We start from the raw sequence: 13,768 nt of genomic DNA, 5'->3' as shown, positions 1-13,768 counted from the left end.
TCAGATTAGGTCTGGGCGGCTGCGCCCTCGTCCTCCTCGTCGAACTCCCTGATCCGCAGATTGTACTCCCGGACGAGTTCGGCATCCTCGATCTGCTCGGCGCCGGTGAAGCCGGCCTGCTGGCTGTCGAACTCGCCGCTCCCGCCCCCGCCGATGTAGCCGCCTGACGGCCCCGTCGGACCGTCGCCGGTGCCGTCGCCGGTTCCGGGAACGGTGATGTTCTCCAGTTCGTCGCCGGCCTGAACGTCCTCGGGGTCGCCGAGGATCTGATCGCCGTCCTGCAGGTCGTCGTCGTCGGGCGGCGTGAGCTGTCCGTTACCGTCGCCACCCGGGCCGAGAAGGCCGCCGAGGTCGGGGTCCACGATGGCGACCTGGACGCTCGCGAGGCTCACGAGGACGATCAAGAGCGCGGTGACGGCGACACGGCGGGTCGCGACCAGTTCGAAGCTCGACGTCTCGCCGAGCGTCTCGATCACGTCGTCGTAGAGGCGACGCGCCATCGCGGTGTCTGCCTCGTCGCCGACAGAGTCGCGGGCGGTCCGCAGTGCCTCCCGAACCTGGGGGTTGGCCGTCTCGAACTGCTCGACGAGCGGGCGACGGAGTCGGAGCGTCGACTCCACGGCGAAGGCGACGACGCCGACCACGACAGCGAGAATCGAGGTAGCGTGAATCGATCGCGGTGCGACGTCGCCGAGCAACGGGAGGGCGCGGAGCGCTTCGACGACGACGGCCGGGAGCCCGAACGCGGTCGCGAGCCACGACGGCTCGAAGAGTGCGAAGACGAGATTCGCGAGAACTGCGAGGAGTGCGGCGTCGACGGCGGCCTGGAGGAGTGCCGCCTTCTGCACCTCTCGTCTGACTTCGTCGAGTGCTTCCCGTACGCGATCAGTCGCGGCGGCGCGCCCGGTTTCGGCGGCAGGTTCCGCGTCCCCGTCACGCCCGTCTGCGTCCGCTGTTCGGGCGCCGAAACCCGGATCGGCGTCGAACGTCAGGTCGTCGGCGTCGCCGTCGCCCCGCGCATCGTCGCCGTCGCCGGGCCACTCGCCGTTTCGTTCCTCGGCCGAACCGAGCCACTCCTCGACGGGGTCGTCGTCGCCGCTAGACATTTTCACACTCCTGTGGGACTGTCTCGTTCGCCTGCTGCCACTGCTGGCAGACTGCGCGTAGATCCTCCCGATACCCGTCGCGCTCGTCGCGAGCCGTCGACAGTTGGCTCTGTAGCTCCTCGACGCGATTCTCCAACTCCGACACCCGCGACTGCAACGACTGAATCCGGTCGCGGGCCGAGCGCAGATCCTCGCGGAGCTGTTCGTTCTGCGCGCGGAGTTGGTCGTTCTGCGCCGCCACCTCGGAGACGCCGGACTGATAGAGCGCCGTCACTCCGACGGTCCCGGCGGCGAGGACGAGGAGGGCGGCGACGAGCACGAGGTTCAGGCGACGGCCGACGAAGCTCACGGGAGGCCTCCGTCCGACGTGGTATCGCGGCGACGAACTTGAAGCCGCCGGTAGCTCACTTCGGCCGTGAAGACGAGCAGCCCGAGGAGTAACGGGAGCCACGTCCAGTCGGTCCGAACGGGCCGGATGCCACGGGCGCGCTCGGTGGCGAAGCGAGCGATCTGTTCGCCCTGCCCCGCGGTGAACTCCCGGCCGCCGGTGTCCTCGGCGAGCGATTCCAGGGCCGGGTCGGGGCCGAAGGCAGCGTACTCACGGGCGTAGTCGGCGGCGTAGGTCGCATCGAGTATCTGGAAGTACCCCGTGCTGTCGGGCGTCACTGTCGCCTGGAACGTCTCGTCGCCGACGCGCCGGAACGCGATACCGTCGACGTCCGGGCGGTCGGCGCCGCGATAGGTCACGGTCGTCGGCTCGCCGACGCGCGTGTCGGGAATGCCCGTGACGCCGGTCGCCTTCCGTTCGGGATCGCCGATAGCGTAGTTCGTCGTCCGGGTCACGAGCAGGGAGTCGGGCTCGCGGAGCAGACCGCCGAGCGTGCCGTCGTCGTCGTGCGCGGTGATCGTGGCCACGCGGCCCAGCCCGTAGCGCCACGTCGCGAGCGCCGGCTGGCCGGTGTCGCCGGCGACGAGGAAGTCCGCGCCGCGGCGGACGGACACGTCGTTGAACGCGTCGGGATCGGCTGTCAGCGTGACGCCGGAGGTGATGAACGTTCCACGGTCGATGACGATGAGTCCGGAGCCGCCGGGCGCGCCCGTACCGCCGAAGAGGATGCCGAGCCGGGTCGTCTCGGTCGCCCGGAAGTAGCTTCCTCCACCGGCGCCGGCGATGGTCCGCAGCGTGCGTTCGTTGATGGTTTCGCCCGCGCCGACGGTGACGACCTGGATCCCGCGTTCGGAGAGTTGTCGGGCGACGCTCGCGGCCTCTTCGGGGTTGTCGTGGCCGTCGCTGATGAGGATGACCGTCCCGACGCGGTCGCCGAGGAGTTCGCCGCCGCCGTCGACCCCGGCGGCGATGTCGGTCGCCCCCCCGGCGCGAAGCCGTCGGATCTTGTCCTGAAGCTCCTGGCGATTCTGCGACAGCGGTTCGACCTCGGAGACGCGGTACGCCTGGTAGTTGAAGCCGACGAGCCCGACTTCGTTCTCGTCGCCGAGTTGGTCGAGCACCGAGAGCGCGGTCGCCTTCTGGATCCGCATTCCCTCCTGGGCGCTCCCCGAGACGTCGACCGAGAGGACGATGTTGGTCGATCGGGGTTCGCCCTCGCCGACCGAGACGGGAAGCATCGACGCGAGATTCGACCCCTGGTAGCCGCCGCTCTCGAAGGAGTTGGTACCGCCGACGACGAGGAGGCCGCCGCCGTCGATGACGAACTCCTGGAGGCGGTCGACGTTTCCGATCGAATCGGCGGGGGCGTCCTGCACGACGACCGCGTAGTACGGCGAGAGATCCTCCGGCACGCGCTCGGCCGTCTCGACGTCGTACAGGCGGTCGAGGTAGTCGCGGAAGGGGTACTCGCCGGGCGAGACGTAGAGGATCTCCGGGCGCTCGACCACGCGAACCGTTTGCCGGCTGACGTCGTTCTCGACGAACCGATCGGTGACGTCGATCTCGGCGGTCACGGTGTGGCTCCCGGTGGACTCGAAGGTGTGGTTGAACATCACGGGCGCGGGCACGTCGTTCACTGTCCGTTCGAGCACCTGTTCGCCGTCGACCGAGACCGTGAGGGTCGCGGTGGTGTTCCCGCCGACGCCGTCGACCCGGGCGACGAATCGGTTCTGGACGCCGAGGCTGGCTTTTTCTGGCCCCTCGACCGTCACGTACCGCTCTCGCGTTCGGGGTTCCATCGAGACGGTCGAGACCGTCGCGTTGGCCGAGCGCGCGAGTTCGGCCGCCTGCTGGAGCGACTGCCCGCTCGTCACCCGCCCGTCGCTGAGGAGGACGAGACTCCCGTTCTCACGGATGTTTGCCGCGACGGCGTCGCCGACGGGTGAGGAGTCGGCCGCGCCGACCGGGACCTGTCTGACCGAGACGCCCGCGGATTCGATCGACTCCGCGAGCCGGTTTTCGACGTTCGGCGTGACGGCCATACTGTCCGACTGATCGACGAGCATCGTCACCCGCGGCTCGCCGGTCGTCAGTTTCGATTGAGTCGTGTAGGGACCGGCCGCCGAGAGCACGACGAGCGCGACGACGGCGAGCCGTGCGGCGAGGAACCACCGCCGCGAGTCCTCCGAAGCGGTCCCAGACGCGTCGCGGAAGACGAGCGCCCAGAGCGCGAGCGCCGCAATCGGGAACGCGAGGAGGTACGCGGGGCGCGCGAGACCGACGGAGAGCCCCTCGATCAGTTCGACAGACAGCTCGAGCAGTGTTGCCGTGGCGGGATCGAGTGGTGTTGCCGTGGCAGAGTCGAGCAGTGCGGCGGTGGGAACGGCCGCAGCGAGCGCGACCATCAGAGATCACCCCGCCGGCGGAGGAACGCCACCTCGCCGATCGCGACGGCGACGATGCCGAGTGCGACGAGTTCCGTCAGTGGGTCGGGAGCCGTCCGTTCCTCCTCGCGCGTGGTCGGCCCGCCGCCCGCTGTTGCGTTGACAGTCGCCGCCGACACGTCGGACTCGGCGGGATCGAGCAGTGAGGCGCTGTACCGGACTCCGTCGGCGGTGTAGAACCCCGCGTTGGTCGCCTCGATGCTCGACGCGGTCACCTCGCCGCGCGGCGTCTGGATCGTCGTCTCGTTGCCGAACCTGATCCGCTCGCCCGTCTCCCGGTTGAGATCCGAGAGCGACTCCCGGCCGGCGAGCGCGTAGACGCTCCGTTTCCAGAAGATCGGATACTCGAAGTCGTATTTGAACGTCGAGGCCGACTCGACGTAACCGTAGTAGAGCACGCGCCCGCCGCTCTGGCTGTTGCGGGCGATGATCGGGGTTCCGTCCGTGGTCGTGACCAGCGCACGGCCCGTGCGGAGGTCGCCGCGGACGTACCGCTCCGGCGGTGGGAACGTGATGTCACGGGTGAGTTCGTCGTCCGCAGGCGTCCTCAGCGTTGGATTCGATCCCACGCCGCTGGGGGAGACGAGCAGCAGATCGCCGTAGGCGTCGACCGGCATCGACTCCTGGGCCTGGATCCCGACGCCACCGCCTGCGGCGAGCGCGTCGCGGCCCGCGGCGACGTGCGCATCGCGGAGCTGCCCGGCGGCGACGTTGCTGTAGAGCACCACGTCGTAGGCGTCGGTGGGCGGCGACGGGACCGATGCCGGCGGCTCGACGACCGTCAGTTCGACGGGGTCGACGAGCGAGAGCGCGGTCGTGAGATAGCGGTTCCGGTCGTTCGTCACGAGCAGCACGTCGACGGTGGCGTCAGAGGGCGCGGCGAGATACGCGACGTCGTCGGTCGGGAACGAATCGCCGGGCGAAAGCCGGACCTCACCGCCGCCCGCCGGGACCGGGAAGGTGACGCTGCGGACGTCGCCGGGGGCCAGCGAGACCTGTGTCGTCTCCCCGCCGAGCGAGACCTGTCGAGTCGCGTTCGCCGTCCCGAAGTTCTGCACGGAGACGGTCACCTGTTCGCCCGAGAAGCGCCGGTCGACGATGCCGACGTTGTTCGTCCCGCCCGCTGCGAACTGCCGCAAGTCGACCGTCAGGCCGCGAGCGCGCGCCGCCTGCACGGCCGTCTCCCAGTCAGTGTCGCCGGCGAAGTCGCTGACGACGACGACGCGAGCGTTCTCCCCGGCGACGCTCGTCGCCCGCGAGATCGCGGTTCGGAGGTCGCCTGGCGCGCCCGTCGGACGGAGTGAGGAGAGGACTCCCTCGGCGTCGGCGGCGCTGCCGCTACGCAACGCGATCGAGGCGTCGCCGTCGGCGACGACGATCGAGGTGGTCGAGGTGGTCGCCGCGCGGGCGCTGTCGACCGCTCGGTCGAATCGTGTCACGCCATCCGACTTGACGTTCATACTCCCGCTTGCGTCGACGACGAGAACCGTCTCCTCGACCGTCTCCGACTGCGACGTCGAGACGTACGGCGTCGCGAGCGCCGTCGCAAACAGGAGTATCGCCAAGAGTTGCAACAGCAAGAGCGCACTCCGCTTCAGCCGTTCGAAGAGGGGCGTCGACGACGACGTCCCCGCCGAGTCGGTCAGGAACCGGACCGTCGGCAGCGTCACTCGGCGCGGGTCCGGGCGTACCAGATACAGGAGGATCACGGGGACGGCCGCGAGGAGGGCGGCGAGTCCGAGCGGGGAGAGAAAGACGTCCGAGAGGGCCATCGTCACAGAGGCGGTCCGCCGGGGTATTGGGCCTTTCCCACCCGACGTGCTCGACCCGTGTCACGGCCCCCGAGATGTGAGTGGGACTTTGACACGCGGCATTTGGTACCATATACGGAGAGCAAACCCTTTCAACGGGGACCGCATCGAACCGTCTATGGAAGCGAAGCGGGAACTGCTCGACCTGTTGCTGAGTGACGCTCGACAGAGCACGGACGACATCGCGCGACAACTCGGTGTGGACGCAGCAACGGTCGAAGCACTGGTCGACGAGCTGGAGTCCGAGGGGGCGATTCGCGGCTACCAGGCGGTCGTCGACTGGGACAGCGTGGGCGAAGAACACGTCCGCGCGGAGGTCGAGTTGAACGTCGAACTCGACCGCGAAACCGGTTACGAGGAGATCGCCCGGCGCATCGCGAAGTTCCCGGAAGTGTCGTCGCTGCGGCTCATCTCCGGTAGTTACGACTTCGCAGTCGACGTCGAGGGCGAGTCGATGCACGACGTCTCGAACTTCGTCTCCGAACAGATCGCGCCGATCCCCGAAGTCACCCAGACGGTGACGCACTTCGTGATGACGACGTACAAAGAACGCGGCGTCTACTTCGGCGACGGCGACGACGACGATCGACTCTCGATCTCGCCATGACCGAGGGGACACACAGCCCGCTCTCGAAGCGGGCCCGAGAGACGCCGCCGTCGGGAATCCGCCGGTTCTTCGAACTCGCCGAGGAGATGGACGACATCGTCTCCCTCGGCGTCGGCGAACCCGACTTCTCAGCGCCGTGGGCTGCCCGCTCCGCCGCGATCGATTCACTGGAGCGCGGTCGCACCTCTTACACGGCCAACCGGGGCCGTAAGGACCTCCGCGAGCGAATCGCAGAGCACGTGACGCGCTACGGCCTCTCCTACGAGCCCGACGAGGAGATCCTCGTCACGGCGGGCGCGAGCGAGGCCGTCGATCTCGCGATGCGTGCGCTCGTCGATCCCGGCGACACGGTGGCTGTCCCACAGCCGTCGTACATCTCCTACGGCCCGACGGTGACGTTCGCCGGCGGCGAGGCGATCCCCGTGCAGACACGCGCGGAGAACGACTTCGTCCTCACTTACGAGGACCTCGAACGCGCCGGGGCCGCAGACGCGGACACGCTCGTCCTCTGTTACCCGAACAATCCGACGGGCGCGGTGATGACGCGTGAGGAACTCACAGAAGTCGCCGAGTTCGCCCGCGAGCACGATCTGGTCGTGCTGTCCGATGAGATCTACGCGGCGCTCCGTTACGAGGACGAGCACGTCTCGATCGCGACGCTCCCCGGGATGCGCGAGCGGACGGTCGTGTTCAACGGCTTCTCGAAGGCCTACGCGATGACCGGGATGCGTCTGGGGTACGCCCTCGGGCCGGCGGAGATCATCGGCGCGATGAACCGCATCCACCAGTACACGATGTTGTCAGCGCCGACGACGGCGCAGTTCGCCGCGATCGAGGCGCTCGAGTCCTGCGACGACGCCGTCGAGGAGATGCGCCAGGAGTTCGACCGTCGGCGCAAGTTCGTCATCTCCCGCTTCAACGAACTCGGGATGGACTGCTTCGAGGCGAAAGGCGCGTTCTACGTCTTCCCGAAGTGTCCGCCGGGCTGGGAGGACGACGAAGCGTTCGCAGAGGCGCTCATCCGAGAGAAGCGCGTCGCGCTCGTTCCGGGACGCGTCTTCGGCGAGGGCGGGAACGGGCATCTCCGCGTCTCGTATGCGTCAGGGATGAGCGAACTGAAGGAAGCGCTGAACCGGATCGAGTCGTTCGTCGAGTCGAACTAATAGGGGCTATCGTAACGGTTCGGAGAGTCTCGCCGTATCGTCCGGCGAGACAGCTATGGAGACGTACGATAATCCCTATAACCTGACAGACGTTTCATATCACAAAGTATTACTTTAGTGGCGGTTTTGTGTGCAGACGAATGCACACAGGAGGCGGTACCGACGGGACAGACGTCGGTGCCACTGTGGGCGTCGCAACCGCACTCGACGATCTGAAGGCAAACGGTAGCGCGCTTTTGGTCGTCGGATCCGTGCCCGATGAGGTCTACGCTCGTCTGTCCGGGTGTATGCTCGGCGACGAGGACGCGGCGGACCGGCGTCGCGTCGTCGTCGAACGGGGGACGAGCCCGGACGCCCGATTCGAAGACGTCGAGCGCTGGACGCCGGAGTGGACGCGAATCCTCCGATGGGACGTCGCCGCGCGGCGCTCGACGACAGCCAACGGACAGAGAGCCACGCATCCGGGTGCGCGGGCCGGTCCGTCCTCGAATTCCCGCGACGGACCAGCGCCGATGGGCCACCTGCCGGACGTCGACTCGACGCCCGGTATCTACGTCGGCGAACGTGGGTACGCGGACGCCTCCGTGAGGACCGAAGGATCGATCGCCGAACTCGGAGTCGCGATCGGCGAGGCGATCGAACAGCTCGATTCGGTCGCCGGCGGTCTCGACCCCGCCGAGTTGCGCGTCGCGTTCGACTGCGTGGCTCCCCTGCTGTCCGAGTACGGCGAACAGACGGTGTTCCGTTTCCTGCACGTCCTCACGAACGACGTCCGGACGGTCGACGGGATGGCACACGTTCGGCTGCCGGAACCTCTCGAATCCGAGACGACCCGACTCCTTGCGCCTCTGTTCGACGCCGTCGTCGAGTTGCGGCTCGACGGCGCGACCCCACAGCAGCGCTGGCACTTCCGAGACGCCAACGTCTCCTCGGAGTGGCTGCCGATCGGTCCGCAGTCGTAGGCGTCTCCACCCGGCGGGACATCGAATCCACACGGGCCGTCGATCACCAGTACGCTTTTTGCTTCGTCCGTGATGTATTGTCACAATGGAAGGGTTTGGCCGCCGTAGGGGGCCGGAGTCTGACGCTGTCGCTCCGGTTGGGGACGACCACCTCCAGATCGAGTTCGATTCACCGACCGATCAGACGGGCGTCGTCGTCTCGGACCCGATCGAACGGAGTCGGTTCGTGCTCTCGACGCCGGGGGATGTTCAACTACGGACGGCCGACCCCGACGCGTTTCAGTTCCCCGCCGACGAAGCAGTAACCGTTCGGACTGACGGACTCGAGTTAGAGACCGTCGTCTCGGTCTGTGTCCGGGACGGATCCGGCGAGATGTTGGCACAGATCGAACACTTCGCGGAACAGACGTTCCCGGCGGGAACCTACAGCGTCGAGTTGTTCGCGCCAATTAAGCTGTATTTACGAGTCGATGCACCGCTTCGGGTCGTCTCCGATGCAACTCGGACACGGCTCGAATTCGAGTCGGAGACCGACGTGCTAGTCGGCGCGCGGTCACATCACAAGCGTCCCGCAGCGACGATTCGGACGACGGATCATCCCCGAGACGCGATGCGTGCGGTCTCGCTTCTCGGGTCGGCGCTGAAGACGACGACCGTGGAGCGATCCTATCCCACGCTCCGCGGACATCCGCCCCTCATCGAACGCGGCTCCCAGTTCGAGGCTCCGGACGGTCTCGAACCGCCCGAGACGGGCGTTCGGCTGGAGCTCCCCGAGACACACCGTCACGTCTACGTCGCCGCGCCGCTGGCGTACTACCTCGGCGCGGAGGTAGTGCCGGGGACGTCGCCGCGAATCGTGACCGAGGGCGGATTCGCGTACGACCTCGACGGTCTCGACGGGTTCGAGAAGTCCGTCGAGCGGGTCCTCAAACAGACCTTCTTCCTCGACTGTCTCACGCGTACCGAGGGTTACTACCAGGTCGATCTCCACGAGCGGCGGACGCTCGAATCGACCCTGGATCTGGACTTCGCCGATCTGTACGACCGTTCGATCGGCGAGCAGCTCGAAGCGTACCTGCGTGTCCCCTACGAGACGATCGAGCCGCACCTCCCGGAGTGGAAACTCACCGCCCACGTCACGCCGAACGCTTCGAACGTCGAACTCCTGCCGTTCGTCGCGAACGACCTGGCGGTAGTCACGACGCCGGCGACCCAGCCGACCAGCGGATCGTCCGTCCAGGCGAACGCCGTCGACGACTTCCTCCGCAGAACCCCGACGCCGCCGTCGCCGAGCACAGCACCAGCAGCCGGCGAATTCACGCGAAGTGCGGGCACGCGGAGTCAGCAAGTCGGCCCCGACGAGAGCAAACAAACGTACGTACAACCTCCGGAGACGGACTCGCTCGAACAGGCGTGGCTCGGGCCGGGGATTCCGATCGGCGCGAGTAAAGCGTCGCTGCAGGCGTATCGCAATCGGTTGTCCCGCGACCCAATCGAGGGCGACATCGGAATCACTGTCGTCTGCAACGACCCGAAGATGGCCGAAGAGCGAGACGCGGTCGAATCGGTTTACGGGTCGCGCGACGAGCTCCCCTTCGAGGTGCGGACGCACTACGAGCTCACGGTGGACGAACTCAGATCCGTACTCGCCGAAGAGGCCGAGTTCTTACACTACATCGGCCACATCGACGAAGACGGATTCCAGTGTCCGGACGGCGCGCTCGACGTCACGACGATCGACTCGCTCGGCGTCGACTCGTTCCTGCTCAACGCGTGTCAATCGTACGAACAGGGAATGGAACTCATCGAACGCGGGGCGATCGCCGGGATCGTCACGCTGAACGACGTGGTCAACAGCGGCGCCGTCGACATCGGTCGGAGCCTGGCGCGACTGTTGAACTACGGCTTCCCGATCCGGATCTCCTTGGAGATCGCCCGCAAGGACAGTTACATCGGTAGCGACTACATCGTGGTCGGAGACGGGAGTTTCTCTGTAACTCAAGTTCAGGGAGCACTCCCGAATATGTGCAAGATAACGCGTTCAGACTCGGGCTTTATCGTCGATTATCGAACGTACCCGTCCGCGGAATACGAACTCGGCAGTATGGTGGTTCCGTACATCCCTGATAACGAGACCTACTATCTATCGTCAGGAACCGCGGATACGTTCGAGCTAACAGAGATGGAACTCGATGACTTTCTTTCGCTCGAGAATATTCCGACACTAATCGACGGGTCGTTGCGGTGGAGCGAGAACTTGTCGACTGATTCGTTCTAATTACGGACCGGAAATTGCCCCGTGGTTTGCGCCTGCGGCGACCGCGCCAGCCTGCGAGAGCAGGAGCACGGCGGTGAACAGGACGCCCATCGCGCGGGGGTGGTCAGCTAGGTACTGTGCGACAGCGTTGGTGTCATTGTCGGACATGACGATTAGTCCATCAGCGCGGTTTAAAATAAAATTTTCTGACACTTTCTGATATGATATTATCTTATTTTAGTTGAATTTTGGTATACAAAAAGGCAGACGGCGACGAGAGAACCTCTCGGACACGTCGCACCGCTCGAACGAGAGAAAAGTAGAAAAAGAAGCGGAACGCGGCTGACCTGTCGTTACTCGGACTGTTCGACGTCGGCGTCGGCGGAATCGACGTCGAAGTCGTCGCCGAGATCGCGGTACATCGCCGTCATATCGTGCTCGTCGTCGAATTCGACGAGCGCCTGATCGAGCTGTGAGCGGAGTTCGTCGACGCGGTCCGAGAGCTTCTGGTACTCCTCGTGCTCTTCGAGCGTCGCGGCGTCTTTCTCGGACTCCAGGATGGCTTTCTTCGAGGACAGCGAGAACAGTTCCTGGATGCCGTCGTCGTAGGTGTTGCGGAGCAGGAGGTTCTCAACCGTCTCTTTGAGCGACTCCCGCGAGACGGGCTTGACGAGGTAGTCGTCGAATCCCATCTTGACGATGTCGAAGTCGGGTTCGACGGCGGTGACCATCGCGACCCGGCATTCGACCCCTCGGTCGCGGATCGCCTCTAGTGCTTCGTCACCTGAGAGATCCGGCATCCGGCGGTCGAGGAGGACGACGTCGACTTGGTCGTCGAGTTCGTCGAGGGCCTCACGTCCCCCGTAGGCGACGCGGACGCGATAGTCGTCTCTCAGCCACGTTGCGTACAGGTCAGCGAGATCTGGCTCGTCTTCGACGACGAGCACTAGCGGCAGGTCAGCGCTCATTGGTAAGTTCGCGGTGTTCCGATGACACCGATATGAAGGATTGTTTTCCGGGGGCATATCAAGATACCCCTTGTGAAACCCGACGTCAGGCGTGACGCCGACGTCGCAACGGGAACAGTCGGCTTACGAAGGTGGTCAGGAGGATCCGCGGTTCGCGGCTCTAGCTACCGTCGGGACTGTAGTTCGGCGCTTCGTCGGTGATCATCACGTCGTGGGGGTGGCCCTCGGTCTGGCCGGCACTGGAGACGCGGACGAACTCCGCGCGCTCTTTGAACGCCGGGATCGTCTCGGCGCCGACGTAGCCCATCCCCGAGCGCATCCCGCCGACGAGTTGGTGCAGTTCGGAGGCGAGCGTGCCCTTGTACGGCGTCGCGGCCTCGACGCCTTCCGGGACGAACTCCTCGTCTTCTTCGGTATCTTTGAGGTAGCGCTCGCTGCCGCCGGATTTCATCGCGCCGACCGAGCCCATTCCGCGATATTGCTTGTACTTTTTCCCGTTCATCGTGATGACGCGACCGGGCGCTTCCTCGGTGCCGGCGAAGTACGAGCCGAGCATCACGGCGTCTGCGCCCGCGGCGATCGCCTTGATCGCGTCGCCGGAGTAGCGGATGCCGCCGTCCGCGATGACGGGGACGCCCTCGGGTGCGGCGACGTCTGCGACCTCCGCGACCGCGGTGATCTGTGGCATCCCGGCACCGGAGACGACCCGGGTCGTACAGATCGAACCGGGGCCGATGCCGACCTTCAGTCCGTCGGCGAAGTCGACGGCGGCCTCGGCCGCTTCCTGAGTGCCGACGTTGCCGACGACGACGTCGGCGTCGACGGCGCTCTTGATCTCGCGTGCGCTGTCGAGGACGTTGAGATTGTGTGCGTGCGCGCAGTCGATGAAAATCACGTCGGCGTCGGCCTCGTCGGCCGCCTGGGCGCGGTCGGCGTCGAAGGGACCGACAGCGACGCCGACGCGGAGGCGTCCGTCTTCGTCGCGGGCGGCGTTCTCGTGTTCGCGACGCTGGAGGATGCCCTGCATCGTGACGAGACCGACGAGGCGGTCGTCGTCGTCGACGATCGGAACGCGCTCGATCTTGTGGTCGTACATCAGTTCGAGCGCGTCGCGGGCCTCGACGTCGCGCGGGGCCGTGACGACCTCGTCGGTCATCGCCTCCCGAACCTCGTCGGTGTCGCCGACTTCGAGGTACGGGCGGATGTCGGTGCCGGAGATGATCCCGAGCACGACGTCGTCGTCGTCGACGACCGGCGCGCCCGAGACGCCTTCTCGCTCCATCATCGCGTCGACCTCGCGAACCGTCTGGCTCGGGCTCGCCGTGACCACGTCCTCCCGGCGGATCACGAGTTCGTCAGCGCGCTTGACGTGTTCGATCTCTGCGACCATCCGTTCTGTGTCCATATTCTGGTGGAGGACGCCGAGACCGCCTTCACGAGCCATCCCGATCGCCATCCCGGCTTCGGTGACCGTGTCCATCGCGGCCGAGAGGATGGGAATGTTCAGTTCGACGTTCTTCGAGACGTGTGTCGAGACGTCCGCCGCGTCGGGTTCGACGCGGCTCTCCATCGGTCGAAGGAGCACGTCGTCGAACGTCAGCGCTTCCGGTACTCGAAGTTTCTCGGAGAATGGGCCGTTGTCAGAAACGTCGTTCGCCATATAAACGGTCCACAGTGAATCGACAAAAGCGTTGCGAGACACCACGCCTGTGAAGATCGTTGGCACGTATCGGCTCGCGATACACACATCTGTGTATACATTTGACAGTAGGCCATCTGTCCCAGGCCGCGTTAGCACAGTCGTGCATCGCTTTCTAATTCGTTATTTATTGCCGCAATATCTGGGCGCTGTGCTGCCGGACGCAACGCAACTATGGCCGCATCCAACCCTCGATTCCGACAGTTCGTAGCGTTATTTGATCGGATTGTGGAACATCGGAAATTAGCGTGGTTGGATGATGAAAGAGCCCCGGAACCGTGAGCACACGTCCCACACAACGTTTAATATCCCATTCCCGTATATTTCAGATATGGACTCCGAGTGTCCCACTGCATCGCGCAT

11 protein-coding genes are annotated in these 13,768 nt (G+C 65.7%); 4 read left to right on the top strand and 7 right to left on the bottom strand.

Features of this window, described 5'->3' with window-relative positions:
• Nucleotides 1-5: 5 nt before the first annotated feature.
• Genes D3D02_RS02005 through D3D02_RS01990 form a run of 4 tightly spaced genes read right to left on the bottom strand, consistent with a single transcriptional unit; the run spans nucleotide 6 to nucleotide 5,710 of the window.
• Entirely contained in the window at nucleotides 6-1,106 is a 1,101-nt protein-coding gene (locus D3D02_RS02005; protein WP_233560557.1) for a hypothetical protein, read from the bottom strand.
• Nucleotides 1,099-1,455: a hypothetical protein gene (locus D3D02_RS02000; RefSeq protein WP_121568311.1), complete on the bottom strand. Its 357-nt coding sequence runs from the start codon at nucleotides 1,453-1,455 to the stop codon at nucleotides 1,099-1,101. The genes D3D02_RS02005 and D3D02_RS02000 overlap by 8 nt, the downstream gene beginning before the upstream one ends.
• Nucleotides 1,452-3,899: a VWA domain-containing protein gene (locus D3D02_RS01995; RefSeq protein WP_121568310.1), complete on the bottom strand. Its 2,448-nt coding sequence runs from the start codon at nucleotides 3,897-3,899 to the stop codon at nucleotides 1,452-1,454. The genes D3D02_RS02000 and D3D02_RS01995 overlap by 4 nt, the downstream gene beginning before the upstream one ends.
• Nucleotides 3,899-5,710: a BatA and WFA domain-containing protein gene (locus D3D02_RS01990; protein ID WP_121568309.1), complete on the bottom strand. Its 1,812-nt coding sequence runs from the start codon at nucleotides 5,708-5,710 to the stop codon at nucleotides 3,899-3,901. Before D3D02_RS01990 ends, D3D02_RS01995 begins: the two co-directional genes overlap by 1 nt.
• A gap of 157 nt (nucleotides 5,711-5,867) precedes the next feature.
• On the opposite strand from D3D02_RS01990, the gene D3D02_RS01985 reads away from it, so the two are divergent.
• The 4 genes from D3D02_RS01985 (at nucleotide 5,868) to D3D02_RS01970 (ending at nucleotide 10,759) form a co-directional block, all read left to right on the top strand.
• Nucleotides 5,868-6,356: an Lrp/AsnC family transcriptional regulator gene (locus D3D02_RS01985; RefSeq protein ID WP_121568308.1), complete on the top strand. Its 489-nt coding sequence runs from the start codon at nucleotides 5,868-5,870 to the stop codon at nucleotides 6,354-6,356.
• On the top strand, nucleotides 6,353-7,519 hold the full coding sequence (locus tag D3D02_RS01980) for a pyridoxal phosphate-dependent aminotransferase (protein ID WP_121568307.1): 1,167 nt from the start codon (nucleotides 6,353-6,355) through the stop codon (nucleotides 7,517-7,519). Before D3D02_RS01985 ends, D3D02_RS01980 begins: the two co-directional genes overlap by 4 nt.
• 140 nt (nucleotides 7,520-7,659) lie before the next feature.
• Entirely contained in the window at nucleotides 7,660-8,481 is an 822-nt protein-coding gene (locus D3D02_RS01975) for a hypothetical protein (protein ID WP_121568306.1), read from the top strand.
• A gap of 85 nt (nucleotides 8,482-8,566) precedes the next feature.
• Complete coding sequence (locus D3D02_RS01970) at nucleotides 8,567-10,759, top strand: hypothetical protein (protein WP_121568305.1); 2,193 nt, start codon at nucleotides 8,567-8,569, stop codon at nucleotides 10,757-10,759.
• On the opposite strand, the gene D3D02_RS20800 is transcribed toward D3D02_RS01970, so the two are convergent.
• The 3 genes from D3D02_RS20800 to guaB all read right to left on the bottom strand — a co-directional run bounded on the left by D3D02_RS20800 (nucleotide 10,760) and on the right by guaB (nucleotide 13,366).
• Nucleotides 10,760-10,906 carry a hypothetical protein gene (locus D3D02_RS20800; RefSeq protein ID WP_199722987.1) on the bottom strand — a complete coding sequence of 49 codons (147 nt, stop codon included), beginning with the start codon at nucleotides 10,904-10,906 and terminating at the stop codon, nucleotides 10,760-10,762.
• 185 nt (nucleotides 10,907-11,091) lie between these two features.
• Complete coding sequence (locus D3D02_RS01965) at nucleotides 11,092-11,706, bottom strand: response regulator transcription factor (protein ID WP_121568304.1); 615 nt, start codon at nucleotides 11,704-11,706, stop codon at nucleotides 11,092-11,094.
• Nucleotides 11,707-11,866: 160 nt separating this feature from the next.
• Nucleotides 11,867-13,366, bottom strand: a complete 1,500-nt coding sequence (guaB, locus tag D3D02_RS01960) for an IMP dehydrogenase (protein WP_121568303.1) — start codon at nucleotides 13,364-13,366, stop codon at nucleotides 11,867-11,869.
• Between the last annotated feature and the right edge of the window lie 402 nt (nucleotides 13,367-13,768).

The organism is Halobellus sp. Atlit-38R (assembly GCF_003665925.1).
Lineage (GTDB): Archaea > Halobacteriota > Halobacteria > Halobacteriales > Haloferacaceae > Haloquadratum > Haloquadratum inordinatus.
The sequence above is the reverse complement of the archived record's forward strand: the minus strand, read 5'-3'. Positions and strand labels throughout refer to the sequence as shown.

What these genes read in the sequence shown, in the direction of transcription:
- D3D02_RS02005 (WP_233560557.1), bottom strand. Translation starts at nt 1,106, where the DNA reads ATGTCTAGCGGCGACGACGACCCCGTCGAGGAGTGGCTCGGTTCGGCC.
- D3D02_RS01995 (WP_121568310.1), bottom strand. Translation starts at nt 3,899, where the DNA reads ATGGTCGCGCTCGCTGCGGCCGTTCCCACCGCCGCACTGCTCGACTCT.
- D3D02_RS01990 (WP_121568309.1), bottom strand. Translation starts at nt 5,710, where the DNA reads ATGGCCCTCTCGGACGTCTTTCTCTCCCCGCTCGGACTCGCCGCCCTC.
- D3D02_RS01985 (WP_121568308.1), top strand. Translation starts at nt 5,868, where the DNA reads ATGGAAGCGAAGCGGGAACTGCTCGACCTGTTGCTGAGTGACGCTCGA.
- D3D02_RS01980 (WP_121568307.1), top strand. Translation starts at nt 6,353, where the DNA reads ATGACCGAGGGGACACACAGCCCGCTCTCGAAGCGGGCCCGAGAGACG.
- D3D02_RS01975 (WP_121568306.1), top strand. Translation starts at nt 7,660, where the DNA reads ATGCACACAGGAGGCGGTACCGACGGGACAGACGTCGGTGCCACTGTG.
- D3D02_RS01970 (WP_121568305.1), top strand. Translation starts at nt 8,567, where the DNA reads ATGGAAGGGTTTGGCCGCCGTAGGGGGCCGGAGTCTGACGCTGTCGCT.
- D3D02_RS20800 (WP_199722987.1), bottom strand. Translation starts at nt 10,906, where the DNA reads ATGTCCGACAATGACACCAACGCTGTCGCACAGTACCTAGCTGACCAC.
- D3D02_RS01965 (WP_121568304.1), bottom strand. Translation starts at nt 11,706, where the DNA reads ATGAGCGCTGACCTGCCGCTAGTGCTCGTCGTCGAAGACGAGCCAGAT.
- guaB (WP_121568303.1), bottom strand. Translation starts at nt 13,366, where the DNA reads ATGGCGAACGACGTTTCTGACAACGGCCCATTCTCCGAGAAACTTCGA.